Here is a 20,118-nt window from a genome sequence, read left to right on the forward strand (position 1 = left end):
GGGTTTTTTTAATCATCATTCGTTAGATATTAGTGCACATTTTTTTGAGCGCAATTGGTTTTATTGCTTAAATTTGTGCGCTTTTAGGAACAATTAAATTTTACGATTTTGTCAGCAACCAAGTACATCTTTGTTACAGGAGGGGTGACCTCCTCACTAGGAAAAGGAATCTTAGCCGCTTCATTAGCTAAGTTGTTGCAAGCCAGAGGTTACTCTGTTACCATCCAAAAGCTTGACCCTTACATCAATGTCGATCCCGGAACGTTGAATCCTTACGAACACGGGGAATGTTACGTTACCGAAGACGGTGCAGAAACCGACCTTGACCTCGGGCATTACGAGCGTTTTTTGAATGTTCCGACTTCACAGGCAAACAATGTAACCACCGGGCGGATCTACCAATCAGTGATCAATAAAGAGCGGAGAGGAGACTATTTGGGTAAGACTGTGCAGATCATTCCGCACATTACAGACGAAATCAAGCGTAAAATTAAGTTCTTGGGAACCAAGCGTAACTACGATATCGTAGTGACTGAGATTGGTGGAACTGTTGGTGACATGGAATCTTTGCCATACATCGAATCTGTTCGTCAGTTGAAATGGGAGCTAGGCTCTAACGCGTTGGTGATTCATTTAACGTTGGTGCCATTCCTCGCTGCTTCAGGCGAGTTGAAAACCAAACCGACGCAGCACTCGGTGAAAATGTTGCTGGAAAATGGGGTTCAACCTGATGTGTTGGTACTGCGTACCGAGCATGATTTGGCAACCAGTATCCGCAAAAAAGTAGCTTTGTTCTGTAACGTTGATCCTGACTCGGTTGTGCAATCAATCGATGTGGAAACCATCTATGACGTGCCGAACAAAATGCTGGAAGAAAAACTGGACCTTACCGTTCTTCGCAAATTGCACCTTCCGGCTAAAAACGAACCAAAATTGGATGACTGGAATGAGTTTCTGCGTAAACTGAAAAATCCGGAAAGAGAAATCAAGATTGGTTTGGTTGGTAAATACGTTGAATTGCCCGATGCATACAAGTCGATTGCTGAGGCATTGATTCATGCCGGAGCAATTAACCGGGTAAAAGTTAATTTGGAGTGGATCCACTCGGAAGATATTAATGAAAGCAACTACGAGCAATTGTTATCTCCTCTGAATGGTGTAATCATTGCTCCGGGATTCGGTCACCGAGGAATCGAAGGCAAAATTTTAGCTACAAAATACATTCGCGAAAATAACATCCCATTCTTGGGAATTTGCTTGGGAATGCAGATCGCTGTTATTGAATTCGCCCGTAACGTTTTAGGCTGGGAAGGAGCGGACTCAACCGAGATGAACGAAAAAACCAACTATCCGGTCATTGGACTGATGGAAGAGCAAAAAGGAATCACCGAAAAAGGTGGAACCATGCGTCTTGGTGCCTATACCTGTCTGATCAACGATAAAAAGTCGCATCTGTATAAAGCTTATCAGAAGGATGAGATTCGCGAACGTCACCGTCACCGTTACGAATTCAACAACGAGTATCTCGAAGCTTTCAAAGCCGGCGGCATGAAGCCAGTGGGAATTAACCCGGATACAAATTTGGTTGAGGTTGTTGAATTGCCTAATCACAAATGGTTTGTAGGTGTTCAGTATCACCCGGAATACAGTAGTACAGTATTAAAACCACATCCCCTGTTCGTAGCTTTTGTGAACGCTGCCAACAGTTAATTCAAGAAAACTAGACATTATGGACAAAAATACAATCGTCGGGATAGTTCTGATTGTCGCTATCCTGATTGGATTTAGTATCCTGAACAAGCCGTCGCAGGAAGAGATTGAAGCGGCCAAGCATAAGCAGGATTCTATTGCGCAGGTTGAAGCTGAACAGCAACAACAGGCGCAAATTCGTGCCAAGGAGATGGCGGAACAGCAGCAGGCGCAGTTAGCCGCAGACTCAACTTTGGCTTCAACTCAGGCAGCCGACCGTTTCGGTGCTTTTGCTGCCGGCGCGATGGGACAAGAGCAATTCATCACGCTTGAAAACAACCTGATGAAAGTTACCCTTTCAACCAAAGGGGGTAAAATTTACTCGGTTGAGTTGAAAAATTACCAAACTTACGAAGGCAACCCATTGGTTCTTTTTAATGGTCCTTCCAACCAGTTTGGTTTGAATTTCTTCTCACAAAACCGCAGTATTCAAACCGACGAGTTATATTTTACACCGTCAACACCCCAAACAGATCTGGTGGCTACCGGCCCGGAAGTGAAGAAGGGGAAAGAAGGCGATGTTGAGTACAACGAAGAGTTTCCGGGTACAACGCAATCTGTTAGCATGAGCCTGGATGCAGGTCAAGGACGTTCGTTGAAGTTTGTTTACACATTGGCCCACAACTCTTACATGGTTGGTTTCGACATTAAAACCAATGGTTTGGGAAATATGATTGCTCAAAATGTGAACTACCTGAACTTCAACTGGGCTTACGCCGGTCCACGTTTGGAAAAGAAATCGAAATTTGGTGAAGACCGTTATACATCAGTCAACTACAAATATTTTGAAAGTGATGTTGACAAGCTTTCTCCAGAAAAGACGACTGAGGAATCGTTGAAAACCAAAGTGAAGTGGATCAGCTTTAAACAGTTGTTCTTCAATTCGACTATTATTGCTGATGATGCTTTCCCGACTGCCGATATTAGCTATACTTACGATGAAAATAGTGTCTCTAAAGTCGGTGATTTTTCGGCTGATATCGCTATTCCTTATGATCCGGGAATGGATGCCAATTTTGGTATGGAATTCTATTTTGGTCCGAACCACTATACAACCTTGAAGCAATATGATCTGGATTTGGATCAACTGGTTAACCTGGGGTACTCTGTGCTTCGTTGGGTAAACCGCTGGTTGGTCATTCCGGTGTTTAATTTCTTGCGTCTCCATATCGATAATTTCGGAATCATTATTCTGTTGTTGACCATCTTCATCAAGATGATCTTGTTCCCGTTCACCTATAAATCATACATTTCACAGGCCAAGATGCGTGCATTGAAGCCGGAGGTTGATGAGTTGAACGAGAAATTCGGTAAAGACAAACCGATGGAAAAACAACAGGCAACAATGGCTTTGTACAAGAAAGCCGGCGTGAACCCGATGGGGGGCTGTTTGCCGATGTTGTTGCAGATGCCGATTTTGTTCGCTATGTTCTTCTTCTTCCCAACTTCGATTGAGTTGCGTGGAGAAAGTTTCCTTTGGGCAACCGACTTGTCGTCATACGATTCAATTTTCAATCTGCCGTTCTCCATTCCATTCTATGGCGACCACGTTAGTTTGTTCTGTTTGCTGATGACCATTACAACGATCATCTCAACAAAATTGAACTCGCAAGCGACCAGCAACAATGCGATGCCGGGAATGCAGACGATGATGTACATTATGCCGGTCATGTTCTTGTTTATCCTGAACAACTATCCTGCAGGTTTGAGTTACTATTACTTCCTGGCCAACTTGATCACAATTGGTCAAATGTATCTGTTCCGCGTTTTGATTGACGATGAAAAGATCCGCGCGCAGCTGCATGCCAATAAAAAGAAAACCGTTAAGAAGTCGAAGTTCCAACAACGACTCGAACAAATGGCGAAAGAACGAGGAGTTCAGATGCCGAAATAAAATATTGAATGCTGCCTTCGGGCAGCATTTTTTTTTGCCTGATGGTTTGTATCTTTAAGAGACTCGGGGTAGAATAAATTTTATTTACGAATCAAAAACAAGCATACTATGTATCAATACCAGGCTGAAATTGTGAAAGTGGTGGATGGCGATACCTACGAAATCGACATCGACCTTGGGCTTAGCGTTTGGGTTCGCGGTGAGCGCATTCGTTTGTATGGCGTGAATACACCGGAGGTTTACGGTGTGAAGCATGACTCGGAAGAATATCTGGCGGGAAAAGCTGCTTCCGATTTTGTAAAGTCTATTATGAAGAAGGGCACGTTGGCGATCGTCGAAACGTTGAAGGATTCGAAGGGAAAATACGGGCGTTATTTGGCGGTGATGTATGTCCAGATAGCTCCGGAAGTTTTGGACGGATATTCGAATATCCGGTCAATCGGAGACTACTATTGCATTAACGATTTGTTGATTGCAAAGGAACTTGCCGAACCTTATTTTTTGTAACAGGGAATATTTTTTCGATGATAGCAAAAACACCCACTCCCCCTTATTATGCGGTTATTTTTAGCTCCGTTCGTACCTCTGTTGTTGATGGTTACGTAGAAATGGCAGAGCGAATGCTTGAGCTTGCTCAGCAGCAGAAAGGATTCCTTGGCGCTGAGTCGGCGCGAAATAATCTCGGAATAACGGTTTCCTATTGGCAAAATTTGGAATCAATAGCAAACTGGAAGAAAAATATTGAGCACCAAATGGCACAATGCTATGGTCGCGAAAAGTGGTATTCAGCCTATAAAACCCGTATCGCATTAGTGGAACGCGATTACGGTTTTGGCGACGTGACCGATTAGAAATGCACTGAAAGAGAAGAAAGAATTTATTAACTGAAATATTCCTGTGATGAAAAACTTACGCTTTGTTTGTTTGGGAATTATTGCACTGCTTTTGGCAGCTTGTAGTAGTTCGTCCAAAAATGAAACTTCGATGGTAAATGAAATTGAAAAGAAGGCGGATGCGTTTACGCCTGTGAAGCTGACAACAGATTTGTCGGTGCTGACTGAAAAGGAGAAACAGATGTTGCCATTGTTATTTAAGGCAGCGCAAATTATGGACGATCTTTTTTGGATGGAAGCCTATGGCGATAAAAACGAAATTTTGGCAAAGTCGACCAGCGATGCGATGACCAAGTTTTTGAAAATTAATTATGGTCCGTGGGAGCGTTTGAACGGCAACGAACCATTCATGGAGGGAGTTGGCCCCAAGCCGAAAGGTGCCAGTTTTTATCCAACAGATATGACGAAGGAGGAATTTGAGAGTTGGAGCGACTCTGCAAAATCCAGTTTGTACACAATAATCGAGCGTGATTCGGTGGGCCAATTGGTGTCGGTGCCGTATCATGTCGCTTTTCAACCACAGATTGAACAGGCTGCTTCCTATTTACGGCAAGCTGCGGAGCTGGCTGAAGATGCAGGCTTGAAGAATTACCTGGAGTTGCGGGCGGAAGCCTTGCTGACCGATGATTATTTCGAAAGCGATATGGCCTGGTTGGATATGAAATCGAATACGATTGATTTTGTGGTAGGCCCGATTGAGAGCTATGAAGATCAGTTGTTCGGCTACAAGGCGTCGCACGAAGCTTTCATTTTAGTAAAAGACAAGGAATGGAGCGACCGCTTGGCGAAATTTGCCCTGTTGTTGCCCGAACTGCAGAAGGCTTTGCCTTGCGATGCACCCTACAAAAGTGAAATGCCCGGATCGGATTCAGATCTGAATGCCTACGACGTGATCTACTATGCCGGTGATTGCAATGCCGGAAGTAAAACCATCGCCATTAACTTGCCAAACGACGAGCAGGTGCGGGCAGAAAAGGGAAGTCGCAAGTTGCAGTTGAAAAATGCCATGCAAGCGAAATTCGACAAAATATTAGTCCCGATTTCAAATTTACTGATTGCCGAAGACCAACGTCAGCATGTGAAATTTGACGCCTTTTTTGAGAATACGATGTTTCATGAAGTAGCGCACGGCTTGGGACTTGGTAATACGATTGACGGGACAAAAACAGTCCGCCAGGCTTTGCGCGATACCTATTCTTCGCTGGAGGAAGGAAAAGCAGATATCCTCGGACTTTGGGTGGTCTACAAGCTGAATGAAATGGGTGAGTTGGGAGAAAAGGACATGATGGACAACTTTGTGACGTTCATGGCCGGCATTTTCAGGTCGGTTCGTTTTGGCGGTGTAAGTGCTCATGGTAAAGCGAATATGATCCGCTTTTACTATTTCCAGGAGCAAGGCGCATTTGAGCGTGACGAAGAGACCGGCACATATCGGGTGAATTACGAGAAAATGAAAGAAGCAATGATGAAGCTTTCTGATTTGTTGCTAACAGTACAAGGCAATGGTGATTATGCGCATGCCCAGGAATTGATTTCTAAAATGGGATTTGTTCGGGAAGATTTACAGCGTGATTTGGATCGCGTAAACAGTGCGGGAATTCCAGTTGATATTGTATTTGAGCAAGGTCCGGAGGTTGTTGGCTTGTAAGAAGAATTTAATCCATAGAAAAGGGGCTGTCCGCGTTGGGCTAGCCCCTTTTTTTGAACTTTCTAAAAAAAAACTGAATAATTATTTGTCTCCGACTTTTTTGAACCACATGCGGTTCCCAACATTGTAAAATTCGTCTTTTAATTCAGGGTTTTCGGCAAGTTGACTTTCACGATAGGGAAGGTAGGGCACCATCACATCGTCTCCCTCTTTCCAGTTTGCGGGCGTCAGAACCATTTCTTGCTCAGTAGTTTGTAATGCTGAAACAATTCGTTCTATTTCAACCATATTCCGACCGACTTCAACCGGGTAGAAATTAATTGACCGAACAATGTTGTTGGAATCAATAATGTAAACGCCTCGAATATCCCGGCTGCTACTCGTTGGGGAGTGTAGCATACCGTAGGTTTTCGAAACAATCATTTTTGAATCGTCGATCAACGGAAAACTAATTTCCTGTTGACCACGGTTCTTGTAGTCCAGTTCCTGCAAATGGGCAACCCACATTTGGTGTTGCGAAAGATTGTCAGTCGAAATAACGGCAACCTTTACATTCATGGCTTCAAGTTCTTTCTGCATGTAGGCAAGTTCAAGAAGTTCGGAAGAGCAAACAGGCGTGAAGTCTTTCGGGTGACTGAAGAGGATTTTCCAGCTTGATCCAAAGTCATCAGGGAAAGTTAATTCGCCTTGAGTTGTTTGTGCTGTGAAGGAGGGAGCTTTCGATCCGATCAGAGGGATCTGGTCCTTTTGCGCTAGGGCTAGCGTAACAAGAAAAAAGGACATGAGAAGGGAAACAGAGATTTTTTTCATGACATTCTTGTTTTAGTTTGTATTGATAAAAGGGGTATGTGCCTTAGCTTACGGGGGATGAAATAATAAGTTCGGGTATACAGATGTTAATATCCTTAAATTGAATACATTAATTTTTATTTTTAGATCATATGTTTTTTATAGGTTTTTGTTTGGATTAAAACATTTATTATGAAGTTCGGGAAATGAGCTATAGTTCACGTCTTTGATGGGTAATGAACGAATGTATTCAACAAATGGTTTTTACTGAATCCATTCGTTCCGGACGATGAATAAATTTAGGTTAAAAGCATTTTGAACCACATATCAGTTTGCATTAACCGATTGGCCTGCTCTTCAAACTGGCATTTCACGTGCATCATATTGATTGATTCCTCGAACTCATCCTGGTTGAAGTCGTATCCAAGATCTTTAAGTTTATCAAATACTTCAGTCGGTTTACATTGGTTTAACTCTTTCCTCAGATCGCGGTCTTCCTGCGAAGTGCGAATAAATTTCATTGCATCATTAATCGCCATAATCGTATCCTTTCGTTATTTAATAAAACTTAGCCAATCCTACATATTTGTCGGATAAAATCAGTTAATCCTACCGGATTGTCCGGAAAACCTGCCACACAGGCCCGGATACATAAAGTGGCAAATTCTGTTCCGAAGCTTGGCGAAATAAAAAACCGAAGGAAATCCAGGATAACCTTCGGTTTTAAGTAAGTTGCTTAATTTTTTACTAGAGCACGAAGCCTATACCGAAAGAAATCAGATTGGCTTTGAATCCGCTGTTACGCTCGTAATAATGGTATTTCAAATCGAGGCTTTTTATTTTCAACTTCCAAATGTGGTGTTCGGTAAAGACATCAGTGTATCGAAGCCCAATACCGTACTGGTTGGCATTGAACTCCGACAGGTCGTAGTCGGACGTATAATATTGCTCTTTTGAAAGGTGCTGGTTGTAGCCGGCAAAATAATCGGCTGCAGTTTGCGTGTAATAGCGATAGCTGGGGTAGACTGTAAATTTATTACCTAGTTTTATCGGCATTTCGATGCTGGCAGTGTGGGAGTTAATTCCCCAATCGTCGGTGTAATACCGGTAAAATGTTCGGAACACGACTCGTTCGTTCAGATAATAATTTAGCCGGGCACCAAGTGCTATTTTCATCCGGCTATCCGGCAGCCGCTCAACATCATCAGCTAAGTGGAAGTTTTCAATAAAGGAATCCTCGTAGTCTGAAAAGTAGACTCGTTGAAACGGTGTTGAAAGCAATCCCTTCTGCAAAACCCAGTCGGCCAGGAAAGCGGCTTGCATTCGTTTCGACAAAATCTGCGTTAAAACGATTCCAGCAGAGTAGGAGTTCCTGTTTTTTCCGTCCAGACCATCGAATTTAGGCGAATAGTCGGTATTCCCGGTTATCTGGTACTGGTGAAAAAGCGGACTGTTCAATCCACTTCCTCCTGACTCAAAAGAACGTAGTTCATAAGGGATAATTTTCGACCACTGATCCAGAAAGATATTTCCGGATAAACTCAATTCGGTATTTTTTTCGTTGAAAAGGCGCGTGTAACTGCCTCCGAAACCGAGTGAGAAGTAGTCGAATTCAGATGACAAGCTTAGCTTTCCGGTCCAAATTTGGTTGCGGTCGTCGGAGCTGTGGCTGTAGGTGCCGGCGCCGTGCATCCAAACGTCACTTGAGGAAGCGCCGGACGATGCCTGAAAGGGATCTGCCGGTTTGCTGCCGTCAAATGGGTTGACGTTGCTCGATGAGGCAGAAGTGTATGCCGAAATACCAGCTTCGACAGTCAGCACGTCATCCTCATTTAAAGGAACCGACACAATAAAGGTTGGTGCGATGTCCAGTAAATCTTCTGTTCCTTTTCCTCCGGTCACAGCTGCGTTGTCGCCGTCCTGGGAATAGTATCCCATCAAAAAGTCCACTTCGGTACTTTCCAATACGCGCTTTTTGTAAGTCCCGTCCGTGCCGTCGGTTTCCTGCGCCTGAACAGCGCCCGCCGCGAACAGGATGATTAGTAGGGTTAATAGTTTCATTTTCATTGTTTGTTTTTAGTTACATCCACAACCTCCACCTGTCTTTCCCCCGTTTGCGCCCGAGGCGGCTTCGCGATATGCCTGAAAGTTGGTTTCAAACATGTCGATCTTTTTTGAGCTCAATTCCATGTCGGGATCGTTCAGGTTGATTTTTTCATATTCCTTCACGACCGTGCACGATCCTAATGAAAGGGCAATCAATGCCAGAAACAGAATTTTTCGTTTCATTCTTTTTCAATTTTTATATGTTCCGAACTGTAAACATTTCCGTTTTCGTCAATCAGAATACATTCCACATGAGGAAGTTGATTGATGCGGTTCAGGCCGACATCAATACCCATCACAAAAATAGACGTGGCCAGTGCATCGGCCAGTTCAGCTTTGGGGGCAAATACAGTTGCGCTGATAATGCCAGTAGCGGGGTAGCCGGTTTGGGGATTGATAATGTGCGTATACCTAATTCCATTGAACTTGACGTACTTCTCGTAGTCGCCCGAAGTGACGACAGCACCCTGGTTGAGCGGAAGCACGGCAAACACTTTATTTTTATTCATTGGGTTGACGATCCCAACTTTCCACTCTTCGCCTGAAGGCTGGGTGCCCCAGGTATTCATGTCACCCGAAGCATTTATAATGCCGGCCTTTACTCCATGGGCCATGAGAAGTGCTTTGGCTTTATCTGCCGAATAGCCTTTCCCAATCGCGCCAAAGCCGATTTTCATTCCCGGCAGCTCCAGGAATACGCTCGACTCTTCTTTGTTAAGGCGAATGTGTTGGTAACCAACTTTCGATACGGATGCTGTTATTGCTTCTTGGCTTGGCATTTCGGTCATGCTCCCGTCGAACTTCCAGATCTTGTCCATCGAGGCATAAGTGATGTCGAAAGCTCCGTCGGTAAGTTTCGAAATGGCTATGGCCCGTTCAATCAGCTGAAATAGCTCGGGATCAACAATAACCGGTTTTATACCACTGTTTCGGTTAATGGCCGACGTTTGCGAACTCTCGTCCCAGGATGAAATCAGCTTTTCAATACGTTGGATTTCGCCAACAGCCATGTCGATGTACTGGTTGCCTTCGTCTTCATTTTCAGCAACAACCGTAATGTCAAAACGGCTACCCATTAGTTTCAACGTGCGGGTATAGCTTTGGCAGCAGTACCCCACAATTGTGGTTGCAGCCAAAATGATAGTGAGGATGGTACTTCTCAAAATCAGTTGGTTAGAATGAATTCAGATGTTCAATGTATTCGGAAGGGCTGATGGGTTTGTAGCCCGTTTCGCCAATGACTTTTCCGTCAGCGTTCATCACGACAACAAAAGGGAAGAAACCTTTTTTATTGTAGGTCTCTGCTAGCTTTGCGTTTTGTTCCTGCTGTGTTTCCGGGAGAGCATTTGTTTTTTTTCGGGGGAAATCAACCTGCATCATCACGTAGTGGTCTTTCGCATAGTCTTTAAAAGTGTCTGAACTCCAGATTTCCCGATTGAGTTTCATGCAGGGAGCGCACCAGTCGGAGCCCTGAAAAACCATGATTAATTTTTTATTCTGATCATGCGCATCTTTCTGAGCCTGATCAAAATTTGTTTCCCATTCCTGCGCAAATAAAGACGATACGGCAAAAATCAAGAAAAGGGTTGACGTGAGAAATTTTTTCATACGTTTGATTTTTTTAATGTCATCAACAACAAACCTAGTATGAATAGGTTTGTGATAGCATCTAAGAATGTGGATATTTAGATTTTTTTAACGATTACATAATTGCTGAAGATTCAATTCCCAATATGTAATTGACAGTCAGGTTTGCGTGTCAAAATGACCCTTTAATAGTAAACAATAATAAAATGGAAAAGCACGTGCTTATTACCGGTGGTGCCCAAGGAATTGGCAAAATCGTCAGCCTTTATTTGTTGCAAAAAGGATATGGTGTGACCGTTTGGGATAATGATAAAGAAGCGCTGGATGAGATGGCAAACGAGTGTCAGGAAGCTAGCTTGAAAATAGATTGTGTTGATGTTTCAGATGAGGGACAGGTGAAGATTGCCTTGAAAAATGCGCTGATTGAGTTTGGACGACTAGATGGTTTGGTAAATAATGCGATGATTGCAGCGAATAAACCTATTCGTGAGCTAGAGTTGGATGAATGGAACAGGGTACTTGCCGTTAACCTGACCGGACCATTTTTGTGTTCAAAATATGCGGCTGAAGAATTGAAGAAAGTTCGCGGTGTGATCATTAACATGTGCTCGACGCGAGCAATACAGTCCGAGCCAAACACTGAAGCCTACTCGGCCACGAAGGGTGGTTTGCTGAGCATGACCCATGCGCTGGCAATGAGCCTCGGCCCGGAAATCCGGGTAAACGCGATTAGCCCGGGATGGATTGATGTTTCTGCCATTCGGAAAAAATCAGCAGCTGAGCAATACCCATTGTCGGAAGCAGATCAGCTGCAGCACCCCGTCGGCAGAGTTGGAAAGGGACTGGACATTGCCAATATGGTTTATTTTCTATTGCAGCCTGAAAATGATTTTATCACCGGGCAAAACTTTGTCATCGATGGAGGAATGACGAAAAAGATGATTTACGTAGAATGATCCTATTTATTCTTTTCCGATGCTGACACCAGCTGGTTTGTGTATTTCCAGGGTGCTTATCAAGCCTTCCCGGTTAAACGGTTTTGGTAAAAATCCGTCGCATCCGTGTTCAAAAGCGATCAATTTGTCAGAGTAGCTGGTGTAGGAAGATTGAATAATAACCGGCAATCCCGGACGTAACGATTTGACTCGTTTGGTGGCTTCTAAGCCGTCCATCACAGGCATGCTAATGTCCATCAATATTAAATCGATGTGAGGATTATTGATGCAGTGTTCAAGGGCCATTTTACCATTGTAGGCACGCATGATGTTGATATTGTATCCTTTAAGGATTTCGGAGATTAAAAGAAAGTTATATTCTTCGTCCTCCGCGACCAAGATATTGAGCTTGGGCGAGTTATAATTTTTCTCGTATTCCATACATTCCACATTAGAAAATCACAGACCATCCAACTGCAATATAAAGATTCAATTTCAGATTGTTAGAATTTCCCGAAATTTTTGCAGCAGGCGATTGTCAAATTTTACAGTGAGTTTCGTTGGATAAATTCAAAAGGACTTTTGATTTGTTTGAAATCTTTGGCCAAAATCATCTCGGCGGCCTTTCTGCCAATTTCGTCATGATTGGTTGAAATGGTCGAGATTCCATCGCACAACAGCTCTTTTACAGGGTTCTCGTTGTAGGAAATGACACCGACGTCGGCACCTGCTTTCCATTTTCTAGACTTCAAACACTTAATAAACATGTACAGGTCGTTGTCCGACACCAGCACATAGGCTTCATTTTGGCGAATGTCATCTTCGGTGATATTGTCAATGATCGAAAAGTCAAACTGGTGGAGCTGGCAAAAATGGGTAAAGCCTTTTTTGATATTGGTTGAATAATATTCGCTTTGCGGAAACGCCAGGTTCAGCTTTTGATACTTTTTGAGTAGTTTATGCGCCTCGCGCAAAGCGGACTGGATATCCTTGTCGTATTCCTGGTAAACCACCGGGTATTCTTTTAGCTCGTCCCAATACCGGTCGACAATCAGAACTTTTTCTTTCGGAATTTGACGAATAACTGGTACCGCAGCCGCTGTTTCGCTACGGAAGTGAGGCAGAATCACAAAATAATCGTAGTGTTTCAGGTTTTCGCTGATGATCGACTCAAATTCGGTGATGTCGTAATGGTAGATAAAAACATCGATGCTGGCTTTCGAGCCCATGGTTTGTACAAACGAGTTGTAAAGGCTACGCTTGTAATTGCTGAGTTTATTAATGATTAGTGCAATCTTGAGACGTTTGCCGGTTTCGGTTTTGTTGACGTAATAGCCTTTCCCTTTCACCGAAATCAGAATTCCTTTTTTACGAAGGTTTGTGTATGCCTTTTCAACGGTATCGCGCGAAAGCAGCAGATCTTCGCTCGTCTCGTTAATCGACGGAATGCGTTGTCCATGCTTGAAAATCCCGGATTCAATATCGGTAAGAATCATTTCTTCAACCTGTAAGTATTTCGGGATTTCCGATTCGCTGTCGATTCTATTCAGTTCAGTCATCGGTTTGTTTTCTGCTTTTAGTCGGTTTGGTTCGTTCGGTTTAACGCATGGAATTTATAAAAAATGCTTCAGAAAGAGGAATTCCGTTAAAAAATTTCATGACACGGGAAATGAAAACGGTGAAAATCAGTCGAAAGTTAAGTAATGGAAAAAAGTAGTGGTTTTGAATTTAGCGGTGGAACATTTATCCCTGACACGTTGTTTCAGCAATAAAAAATTTTTCATGCCAATTAATATACCAGAAACCGGACAAAAGAGAGTTGTAATAGTCGGTGCCGGTTTTGCAGGTTTAAAACTTGCTCGAAAGTTGAAAGATAGTAATTGTCAGCTTGTTTTAATCGATCGGAACAATTATCATCAGTTTCAACCACTTTTTTACCAGGTTGCATCTTCGGGACTTGAGCCGAGTGCGATATCGTTCCCGTTAAGAAAAGTATTTCAAAAACAGAAAAACGTGTATGTTCGGGTGACACAGGTAACTGATATTGACCCGGCGAACAAGAAGATTCACACGCCGATGGGCTATGTGTGGTACGATGCGCTAGTGATTGCCACCGGAGCGACCACGAACTATTTCGGAATGGAAGGGGTCATTAAGCACGGGATACCGATGAAATCGGTTTCAGAGGCGGTGTACCTTCGAAATACACTGCTGCTCAATTTTGAAAAGGCGGTGACGCTGCGCGACCGCAAAGAACTGGAAACACTGCTAAATGTTGTTGTTGTAGGCGGGGGACCCACCGGTGTTGAAGTTTGCGGGGCTATTTCGGAAATGAAGCGATTTGTGCTTCCCAAAGATTACCCGGATATCAACTTTGATTTGATGCAAATTACGCTGATTGAGGCTAATCCGCATTTACTTCACGGAATGAGCAAAGAATCCGGTGAAAAAGCAGAATATTACCTGAAGAAAATGGGCGTAAATGTGCTGCTCGAACATCGTGTAACAGGTTACGACGGGAAGACAATCACGTTGGCAGAAGGAGAACAGCTGTCGAGTGAAACGTTAGTCTGGGCTGCCGGAGTTCGTGGTCAGGTTCCCGAAGGTGTCGATCCTCAATACATGGCTCGGGGAAACCGAATTAAAGTAAATCGTTATAACGAGGTTGAAGGTTTGGATGGCGTATTTGCAATCGGCGATATCGCTTATATGGAAACTCCCAAATACCCGAACGGTCACCCGCAGGTGGCACAGGTCGCTTTACAGCAGGCAGTTAATCTCGGTGATAATTTTCAGCGGGAAGCCCACGGAAAAGTGCGCTCACAATTTGAGTATCAAGACAAAGGTTCCATGGCTACTGTTGGACGGAACCGGGCGGTAGTTGATTTGCCTTTCCTAAAATTCTCGGGCGCGTTTGCGTGGATCGTGTGGATGTTTGTCCACCTGATGTCGATCGTTGGCGTGAAAAACCGCTTGCTGGTATTTATTAACTGGGTGTGGAAATACTTTACGTTCGACCAGTCGTTGCGGTTAATTCTTCGTCCGTCGAAAAAAGCACAGGAACGACCATTGTAAGGGTCTATAAACAAATAAGATAGAAAAGAAAGACGATCCTCGGATCGTCTTTCTTTTTATTTAACTATTCATTGTTGCTTCAACATCTTCAGGAGTAATCGGAACCCGCTGTCCGAGAATTTCGCAACCGGTTTTGGTTACCAGCAGGTTGTCTTCCAACCTGATTCCTCCAAAATTCAGATACGATTCCAGCTTATCGAAATTAATGAAGTCGGTATTTGTTTTTTCCGCTTTCCACTTTTCAATCAGGGCCGGGATGAAATAGATGCCAGGCTCGTTGGTCAGTACGTAACCGGCTTCCAGTTTTTTGCCCAAACGCAGGTAGGCTGTTCCGAATTGGTCAACCGGGCGAATTTCGTCATCATATCCAACGTAGATTTGACCCAAATCCTCCATATCGTGAACGTCGAGTCCCATCATGTGTCCCAGACCGTGTGGCATGAACAAGGCGTGGGCGCCATTCTTTACAGCTTCCTTCACATCGCCTTTCATCAATCCGAGTTCTTTCAACCCCGAGGTGATAACTTCAGCTGCTGCTAAGTGGATCGAAAGGTAGGATGTGCCTGCCTTGGTTAATGAAGTGGCGTGGTTGTTCGCAGCCAGCACGATCTCATAAATCTCGCGTTGTTTCTGCGTGAATTTACCGCCAACAGGAGTCGTCCGGGTAAAATCCGAAGCATAGTGCATCAAACTCGAAGCACCCGCGTCTACCAACATCAATCTGCCTTCCTGCAGGATTTCGTCGTGATTATGATTGTGTAGAATTTCGCCGTGTTGGCTCAAAATGATCGGGTAGGAAGGTCCGTTGCCAGACGAATTGGCGATGCCTTCCAGTGCCCCGCTAATTGATTGCTCCCAGGTTCCCGGCATGGCCATCTTCATGGCCTTTACATGCATGTCGTAGCCAATGGCGCACGCCTTTTTTATTTCTTCAACCTCGCAGGCTTCTTTTACCGAGCGCATAGCAATAACGGCTTTCACCAATTCGAGCGAACTGTATTCTTTTTGTTTGGCCGGGTGTATTCCTAAAAGCTCCTGCAAAAGGAGTTTGTTTTCAGCCCGGTAAGGTGGGAGAAAATGAATTTTCCGACCCTGGCTGATTGCTTCCGAAATTCGGGTGAATAATTCAGCGAAAGCGGCGGTTTTGTTGCAACCAACTTTTGCTGCATTTTCGCGCAAGCTCACCTGTGGCCCCATCCAAATAATATCTTCAATATCAACATCATCACCAAGCAGAATTTCTTCATCACGATTAACGTCGATGATCCCCGCCAGACCTTGAAAATCGAGTCCCCAGTAGTACAGGAAGCTGCTGTCCTGTCTGAAATGGTAAGTGTTGTCTTTGTAATTCATGGGTACGTCAACATTACCCAGCAAAAGAATTAGCCCGTTAGCGACTTTTCCTTTCAGCCTTTCTCTTCGGCTTTTGTAGATATTTGGTTCAAACATGATTTGTGTTTTTAGTAATCCCGAGCGGTGAAAGTAGTTATTAAAAAGGATCGATTTTATGACTTTTCCCAAACGGGGCGTTTAAATTACAAAGTTTAACGAAGTAATTAACTACTATCAAACATATAACGGCAACGGATAATCGACGTAAAATAGGTTAAAAGCTAACACTAAAATCACGACACCATGGAAAATACTTTGCTTAATTATATGAACAAAAGGTTCGGCGAAGAAGGGAAACGAAGAACCGAACATTTTAAAATGGCTGGTCCGGTGATTACGATTTCGCGTGAGGTCGGTTGTGGGGGAATAAAACTCAGCCAGAAGTTGGCAGAAGAACTCAATAAAAGTGTTTTTTGTAAGCAGTGGCAGGTGATCAGTAAGGAAGTTTTAAGCGAGAGCGCGCGCGAGTTGAAAATGAAGCCCGAAAAGGTCGATCGGATTTTCTCAAGCCAGGAACATTTTACTTTCGATGAGATTTTGTCGGCCTTCTCCGATAAGTATTATAAAAGTAACAAGGTGATTACGAAGACCGTGCGGGAAGTGATTCATAATTTTGCGACAGACGGGTGTTGTATTATCGTTGGTCGCGCCGGTCATCTGATTGCCAATGATATCGATAATGCGCTTCATGTGCGGTTAATTGCGCCGATCAAATGGCGGGTTGAATCGATCTCGGCGCGCCGGAATTTGAGTAAAGCAGATGCCTTAAAATACATTAATGAGACAGAAAAAGAACGGGAGGTATTTCGCGATCATTTTCGGAAAAATAAGCACGAACCGGAAAGCTTCGATATCATCATCGACATTTCTCGTTTTGAAATGAATAAACTGGTTAAAATAATTTTAACCGCGTTTGAAATGAAAGGCATCCCGGACCAAATGAAAAAAACAGTTCCCTATTTTGGTTAAACAATATTTTGGTAAATGAGAAAGGTCACTGCAAAAATGAAGCAGTGACCTTTTGTATTTTTAGATTTCTTATAAATCTGAATCTTTTTTGGGGACAAAGGATTACCCTTTGTGTCGTCTTTCATCGACACCTGGCTAAACAATCTTCTTGTCCACCAAATATTTATTGCGTTCGGATGAATTTCGGGAGAACAGCTCGGCCAAAAAGCCAGCCATGAAAAGCTGTGTTCCTATAATCATGGTGGTTAGTGACAAAAAGAAGTAGGGACTTTCCACAACTTTCGGTGCAGGAATGTTGTGAGATACGGCAATTAACTTGCTGATTCCAAGCCATGCTGCAGCAAAAAGACCAATAATGAACATCACTGTTCCCAATATCCCGAAGAAGTGCATGGGGCGTTTGCTGAATTTGGCGATGAAAATCACCGACAACAAATCCAGTGGTCCGCGAATGAAGCGTTCGAAGCCGAATTTCGTTTCACCGTATTTGCGTTCCTGGTGCTTCACCACTTTTTCGCCGATTTTCTTGAAGCCGGCCCACTTAGCAATGATTGGAATGTAGCGGTGCATTTCGCCGTACACTTCAATACTTTTTACCAATTGCTTGCGGTAAGCTTTCAACCCGCAGTTGAAGTCGTGTATTTTAATGCCGGAACTTCGGCGTGCAATCCAGTTATAAAATTTGCTTGGAATATTTTTCGATAAAACCGGATCGTAGCGTTTCTTTTTCCAACCCGACACCAAATCGTACTTTTCTTCAGTAATCATTCGGAAGAATTCCGGTATTTCTTCCGGGTTGTCCTGCAGGTCGGCGTCCATGGTGATTACCACGTTGCCTTGTACTTCGCCAAAACCAACATGCAGCGCAGCCGATTTTCCGTAGTTCCGTCTGAATTTAATTCCTTTTACATCCGGGTTTTCATGGTGTAACTTTTCAATTACTTCCCACGAACGGTCACTACTACCGTCATCAATTAAAATGATTTCGTATGAATAACGATTTTCATCCATTACCCGTTTGATCCAGGCGGTCAATTCGGGCAACGACTCTTCTTCGTTTAAAAGAGGAATAACGACGGAAATATCCACGTGCTAGAAATTAGTTCTTAAAAGTTAGGACAAAGAAACAATTATTCTTCCGATTTTAGGTCAGACATTGCTTCGTCAAACGCATTTTCATCATCAATCTTTTTTACGAAAATAGATGAAATGAGGGAAATAATAACGCCCAGTAGTGCGAATGAGAACAAGCCGGAGATAGCGATAATAATTGGGCTGCGGAAGGCATCCATCATTTTTGAAGCCATTTCAATTTGTTCTTCCGAAACTCCTTGCTTAATCATTTGCTCTTCCTGCATAATCCGTATTTGATCCAAAATACCCGGGTCAATGAATTTGATGAGGACGACCGTATAAAGTGACTGGATGATTCCGGCGAATGCCATTAGCGTAACGCCGTAGCCAAATGCTGTTCCGTAGCTAATAAACCCGCCGAGTTCGTGGTTGCGATATTGAATCTGGAAGTAGACGACTCCCGCGGCTAAAATGACGTAGCTTATCAAACCGAGCGATGTATTTAAGTTCTGATTGGTGATGTACAAGATAACGTTGTACAGAATCAGAATGATTCCAAGATACAGTCCCGCGGTCATTGCGCTTTTCCAGAAAGTTGATTTTTGTTCCATGTTCATAATGTTAGAAGGAGTTCATGACAAATATATCTGATTTTTTTAATGAACAGAATAAAGAGACGAACTTATCTTGCCGTTTGGGCTGAAGTCGCTATCTGGATTCAACGGACTTTTGTCCAAATCGCAGATTCGATTTTCTGCAATCCAACAGCCAGAAATAGGCCTTCAAGAAAAAAAATGAAAAAAATATTGCGTAAATATTTCTTTGAGCGCTAATCGCTTAGTGCTTCCGGGCGTCGGAAATGTTCGGGGCAAGTTGCGATTTCGTTTGCAGTGAATACAAAAATTTCTACTTTTGTCGCCGGGTAAGTCCTGTACGACCAGCTCCCTCTGAATCCCCCCAGGGTCGGAAGGCAGCAAGGGTAGGAGGTTGTAGCGGTGCGATACAGGTAGCTTACCCACTTTTTATGATCTTTTGCCGGATTAGCTCAGTTGGCCAGAGCACGTGATTTGTAATCTCGGGGTCCACAGTTCGAATCTGTGATCCGGCTCATAAAAGAAAGCCGAAAGGCTACGTTCTAAAATGAATTGAAAGGTTTGGGGAGATACCAAAGTGGCCAACTGGGGCAGACTGTAACTCTGCTGGCGTACGCCTTCGTAGGTTCGAATCCTGCTCTCCCCACCAAACAGTTTGCCAGTTTACAGTTAATAGTTTTGAGTTGAATAACTTGAAACTTTACACTCGAAACTTAGAACTGATTAAGTTGCGGGAGTAGCTCAGCTGATAGAGCATTAGCCTTCCAAGCTAAGGGTCGCGGGTTTGAATCCCGTCTCCCGCTCAAAGAGGTCGTCAAGTTTATTGACGACCTTTTTTTATATCTAAAAATCTCTCCTGTTAAATTTAATCTATACGGCATTGTAATTATCGATTATTTCAGACTCAACTATCTTCTATTCTCCCTGTTTCATTAGTTACGTGCCCTAAAAACAAACGATCAGAACAATAACTGAACATGTGTTGAGTGTGTGATGTGATAGATCGGATTTGTGTCGGGAATAGCTAAGGGGTTGACAACAGAGGCACTGGGAACAACTCCTATTGATCGGGATTTTGCAGACAAATAAATTTAATGAGAGCAAATAGTCGCTTTAAAAATATCATCAAATCAGATCGCCCAGTGGTGGTTGATTTTTATGCAGATTGGTGTCAGCCGTGTAAAGAAATTCAGCCGGTACTGATTGAACTAAAAAATGAATTCAAACAAGATATTCGCGTACTGAAAGTCAACGTGGATTTCAATCCTTATATCGCTAACCAATTTCAGGTGAAATCGATTCCCACAGTGATGATTTTCAAGTCGGGCGATTTGCAATGGAGCAAAGAAGGGCTTGTTTTGTTGCCCGAGCTTACCGATATATTAAAAAAATACATCTCAGCATCATAGCCTGC

At 43.4% G+C, this 20,118-nt stretch carries 20 protein-coding genes, 3 tRNA genes and 1 other RNA gene; 13 read left to right on the plus strand and 11 right to left on the minus strand.

Annotation, left to right across the window (positions count from 1 at the left end; translation table 11 throughout):
* Positions 1-108 precede the first annotated feature (108 nt).
* From BC643_RS20670 to BC643_RS20690, 5 genes are all read left to right on the plus strand, one after another.
* Positions 109-1,710, plus strand: coding sequence for a CTP synthase (locus tag BC643_RS20670; RefSeq protein ID WP_120275186.1), 1,602 nt, complete (start codon positions 109-111; stop codon positions 1,708-1,710).
* Positions 1,711-1,729: 19 nt separating this feature from the next.
* Positions 1,730-3,643 carry a membrane protein insertase YidC gene (gene yidC, locus BC643_RS20675; RefSeq protein ID WP_120275187.1) on the plus strand — a complete coding sequence of 638 codons (1,914 nt, stop codon included), beginning with the start codon at positions 1,730-1,732 and terminating at the stop codon, positions 3,641-3,643.
* Positions 3,644-3,751: 108 nt separating this feature from the next.
* The gene (locus tag BC643_RS20680) at positions 3,752-4,150 is read left to right on the plus strand and encodes a thermonuclease family protein (RefSeq protein WP_120275188.1); all 399 of its coding nucleotides are present in this window, start codon (positions 3,752-3,754) and stop codon (positions 4,148-4,150) included.
* Between the two features lie 17 nt (positions 4,151-4,167).
* Complete coding sequence (locus BC643_RS20685) at positions 4,168-4,494, plus strand: antibiotic biosynthesis monooxygenase family protein (RefSeq protein WP_120275189.1); 327 nt, start codon at positions 4,168-4,170, stop codon at positions 4,492-4,494.
* Between the two features lie 49 nt (positions 4,495-4,543).
* On the plus strand, positions 4,544-6,184 hold the full coding sequence (locus BC643_RS20690; RefSeq protein ID WP_120275190.1) for a dipeptidyl-peptidase 3 family protein: 1,641 nt from the start codon (positions 4,544-4,546) through the stop codon (positions 6,182-6,184).
* Positions 6,185-6,265: 81 nt separating this feature from the next.
* On the opposite strand, the gene BC643_RS20695 is transcribed toward BC643_RS20690, so the two are convergent.
* From BC643_RS20695 to BC643_RS20720, 6 genes are all read right to left on the minus strand, one after another.
* Complete coding sequence (locus BC643_RS20695; RefSeq protein WP_120275191.1) at positions 6,266-6,994, minus strand: redoxin domain-containing protein; 729 nt, start codon at positions 6,992-6,994, stop codon at positions 6,266-6,268.
* A gap of 278 nt (positions 6,995-7,272) precedes the next feature.
* Positions 7,273-7,512 carry a Nif11-like leader peptide family natural product precursor gene (locus BC643_RS20700; protein WP_120275192.1) on the minus strand — a complete coding sequence of 80 codons (240 nt, stop codon included), beginning with the start codon at positions 7,510-7,512 and terminating at the stop codon, positions 7,273-7,275.
* Positions 7,513-7,720: 208 nt separating this feature from the next.
* Positions 7,721-9,034, minus strand: coding sequence for a DUF3570 domain-containing protein (locus BC643_RS20705; protein ID WP_211338161.1), 1,314 nt, complete (start codon positions 9,032-9,034; stop codon positions 7,721-7,723).
* A gap of 15 nt (positions 9,035-9,049) precedes the next feature.
* Positions 9,050-9,262: a DUF4266 domain-containing protein gene (locus BC643_RS20710; protein WP_120275194.1), complete on the minus strand. Its 213-nt coding sequence runs from the start codon at positions 9,260-9,262 to the stop codon at positions 9,050-9,052.
* Positions 9,259-10,242: an FAD:protein FMN transferase gene (locus BC643_RS20715; RefSeq protein ID WP_245995037.1), complete on the minus strand. Its 984-nt coding sequence runs from the start codon at positions 10,240-10,242 to the stop codon at positions 9,259-9,261. The genes BC643_RS20710 and BC643_RS20715 overlap by 4 nt, the downstream gene beginning before the upstream one ends.
* A 10-nt stretch (positions 10,243-10,252) precedes the next feature.
* Positions 10,253-10,687, minus strand: coding sequence for a thioredoxin family protein (locus tag BC643_RS20720; RefSeq protein ID WP_120275195.1), 435 nt, complete (start codon positions 10,685-10,687; stop codon positions 10,253-10,255).
* 185 nt (positions 10,688-10,872) lie between these two features.
* Between BC643_RS20720 and BC643_RS20725 the strand changes: the two genes are divergently transcribed.
* On the plus strand, positions 10,873-11,622 hold the full coding sequence (locus tag BC643_RS20725) for an SDR family oxidoreductase (RefSeq protein ID WP_120275196.1): 750 nt from the start codon (positions 10,873-10,875) through the stop codon (positions 11,620-11,622).
* A gap of 6 nt (positions 11,623-11,628) precedes the next feature.
* Here BC643_RS20725 and BC643_RS20730 read toward each other — a convergent pair whose 3' ends face one another.
* Together BC643_RS20730 and BC643_RS20735 are read right to left on the minus strand one after the other, a co-directional pair.
* On the minus strand, positions 11,629-12,042 hold the full coding sequence (locus tag BC643_RS20730) for a response regulator (RefSeq protein WP_120275197.1): 414 nt from the start codon (positions 12,040-12,042) through the stop codon (positions 11,629-11,631).
* A 104-nt stretch (positions 12,043-12,146) separates the two neighbouring features.
* Entirely contained in the window at positions 12,147-13,160 is a 1,014-nt protein-coding gene (locus BC643_RS20735) for a GntR family transcriptional regulator (RefSeq protein WP_120275198.1), read from the minus strand.
* A gap of 223 nt (positions 13,161-13,383) precedes the next feature.
* On the opposite strand from BC643_RS20735, the gene BC643_RS20740 reads away from it, so the two are divergent.
* The gene (locus BC643_RS20740; RefSeq protein WP_120275199.1) at positions 13,384-14,676 is read left to right on the plus strand and encodes an NAD(P)/FAD-dependent oxidoreductase; all 1,293 of its coding nucleotides are present in this window, start codon (positions 13,384-13,386) and stop codon (positions 14,674-14,676) included.
* Between the two features lie 60 nt (positions 14,677-14,736).
* Here the strand turns inward: BC643_RS20740 and BC643_RS20745 are convergent, their stop codons facing one another.
* On the minus strand, positions 14,737-16,125 hold the full coding sequence (locus tag BC643_RS20745) for an aminopeptidase P family protein (protein ID WP_120275264.1): 1,389 nt from the start codon (positions 16,123-16,125) through the stop codon (positions 14,737-14,739).
* A gap of 186 nt (positions 16,126-16,311) precedes the next feature.
* Here BC643_RS20745 and BC643_RS20750 point away from each other — a divergent pair, with 186 nt between their 5' ends.
* Entirely contained in the window at positions 16,312-17,037 is a 726-nt protein-coding gene (locus BC643_RS20750; RefSeq protein WP_120275200.1) for a cytidylate kinase-like family protein, read from the plus strand.
* 135 nt (positions 17,038-17,172) lie between these two features.
* Here BC643_RS20750 and BC643_RS20755 read toward each other — a convergent pair whose 3' ends face one another.
* Entirely contained in the window at positions 17,173-18,126 is a 954-nt protein-coding gene (locus BC643_RS20755) for a glycosyltransferase family 2 protein (protein WP_120275201.1), read from the minus strand.
* A gap of 41 nt (positions 18,127-18,167) precedes the next feature.
* On the minus strand, positions 18,168-18,722 hold the full coding sequence (locus BC643_RS20760) for a DUF4199 domain-containing protein (protein WP_170154645.1): 555 nt from the start codon (positions 18,720-18,722) through the stop codon (positions 18,168-18,170).
* 309 nt (positions 18,723-19,031) lie between these two features.
* On the opposite strand from BC643_RS20760, the gene ffs reads away from it, so the two are divergent.
* The 5 genes from ffs (at position 19,032) to trxA (ending at position 20,113) form a co-directional block, all read left to right on the plus strand.
* Positions 19,032-19,125: signal recognition particle sRNA small type (gene ffs, locus BC643_RS20765), an RNA gene on the plus strand.
* A 20-nt stretch (positions 19,126-19,145) separates the two neighbouring features.
* Positions 19,146-19,219 (plus strand) — tRNA-Thr (locus BC643_RS20770).
* A gap of 48 nt (positions 19,220-19,267) precedes the next feature.
* Positions 19,268-19,353: transfer RNA gene (locus BC643_RS20775), tRNA-Tyr, on the plus strand.
* 81 nt (positions 19,354-19,434) lie between these two features.
* Positions 19,435-19,507, plus strand: a tRNA-Gly gene (locus BC643_RS20780).
* A gap of 291 nt (positions 19,508-19,798) precedes the next feature.
* Entirely contained in the window at positions 19,799-20,113 is a 315-nt protein-coding gene (gene trxA, locus BC643_RS20785) for a thioredoxin (RefSeq protein ID WP_120275203.1), read from the plus strand.
* Positions 20,114-20,118: the final 5 nt, after the last annotated feature.

This window comes from Mangrovibacterium diazotrophicum (assembly GCF_003610535.1).
Classification (GTDB): domain Bacteria; phylum Bacteroidota; class Bacteroidia; order Bacteroidales; family Prolixibacteraceae; genus Mangrovibacterium; species Mangrovibacterium diazotrophicum.

Excerpts from the sequence above, each read along its gene's own strand:
- trxA (WP_120275203.1), top strand. The coding sequence starts at position 19,799 with ATGAGAGCAAATAGTCGCTTTAAAAATATCATCAAATCAGATCGCCCA.
- BC643_RS20720 (WP_120275195.1), bottom strand. The coding sequence starts at position 10,687 with ATGAAAAAATTTCTCACGTCAACCCTTTTCTTGATTTTTGCCGTATCG.
- BC643_RS20690 (WP_120275190.1), top strand. The coding sequence starts at position 4,544 with ATGAAAAACTTACGCTTTGTTTGTTTGGGAATTATTGCACTGCTTTTG.
- BC643_RS20745 (WP_120275264.1), bottom strand. The coding sequence starts at position 16,125 with ATGTTTGAACCAAATATCTACAAAAGCCGAAGAGAAAGGCTGAAAGGA.
- BC643_RS20700 (WP_120275192.1), bottom strand. The coding sequence starts at position 7,512 with ATGGCGATTAATGATGCAATGAAATTTATTCGCACTTCGCAGGAAGAC.
- BC643_RS20705 (WP_211338161.1), bottom strand. The coding sequence starts at position 9,034 with ATGAAACTATTAACCCTACTAATCATCCTGTTCGCGGCGGGCGCTGTT.
- BC643_RS20725 (WP_120275196.1), top strand. The coding sequence starts at position 10,873 with ATGGAAAAGCACGTGCTTATTACCGGTGGTGCCCAAGGAATTGGCAAA.
- BC643_RS20685 (WP_120275189.1), top strand. The coding sequence starts at position 4,168 with ATGATAGCAAAAACACCCACTCCCCCTTATTATGCGGTTATTTTTAGC.
- BC643_RS20760 (WP_170154645.1), bottom strand. The coding sequence starts at position 18,722 with ATGGAACAAAAATCAACTTTCTGGAAAAGCGCAATGACCGCGGGACTG.
- BC643_RS20695 (WP_120275191.1), bottom strand. The coding sequence starts at position 6,994 with ATGAAAAAAATCTCTGTTTCCCTTCTCATGTCCTTTTTTCTTGTTACG.
- yidC (WP_120275187.1), top strand. The coding sequence starts at position 1,730 with ATGGACAAAAATACAATCGTCGGGATAGTTCTGATTGTCGCTATCCTG.
- BC643_RS20680 (WP_120275188.1), top strand. The coding sequence starts at position 3,752 with ATGTATCAATACCAGGCTGAAATTGTGAAAGTGGTGGATGGCGATACC.
- BC643_RS20730 (WP_120275197.1), bottom strand. The coding sequence starts at position 12,042 with ATGGAATACGAGAAAAATTATAACTCGCCCAAGCTCAATATCTTGGTC.
- BC643_RS20735 (WP_120275198.1), bottom strand. The coding sequence starts at position 13,160 with ATGACTGAACTGAATAGAATCGACAGCGAATCGGAAATCCCGAAATAC.
- BC643_RS20710 (WP_120275194.1), bottom strand. The coding sequence starts at position 9,262 with ATGAAACGAAAAATTCTGTTTCTGGCATTGATTGCCCTTTCATTAGGA.
- BC643_RS20740 (WP_120275199.1), top strand. The coding sequence starts at position 13,384 with ATGCCAATTAATATACCAGAAACCGGACAAAAGAGAGTTGTAATAGTC.
- BC643_RS20750 (WP_120275200.1), top strand. The coding sequence starts at position 16,312 with ATGGAAAATACTTTGCTTAATTATATGAACAAAAGGTTCGGCGAAGAA.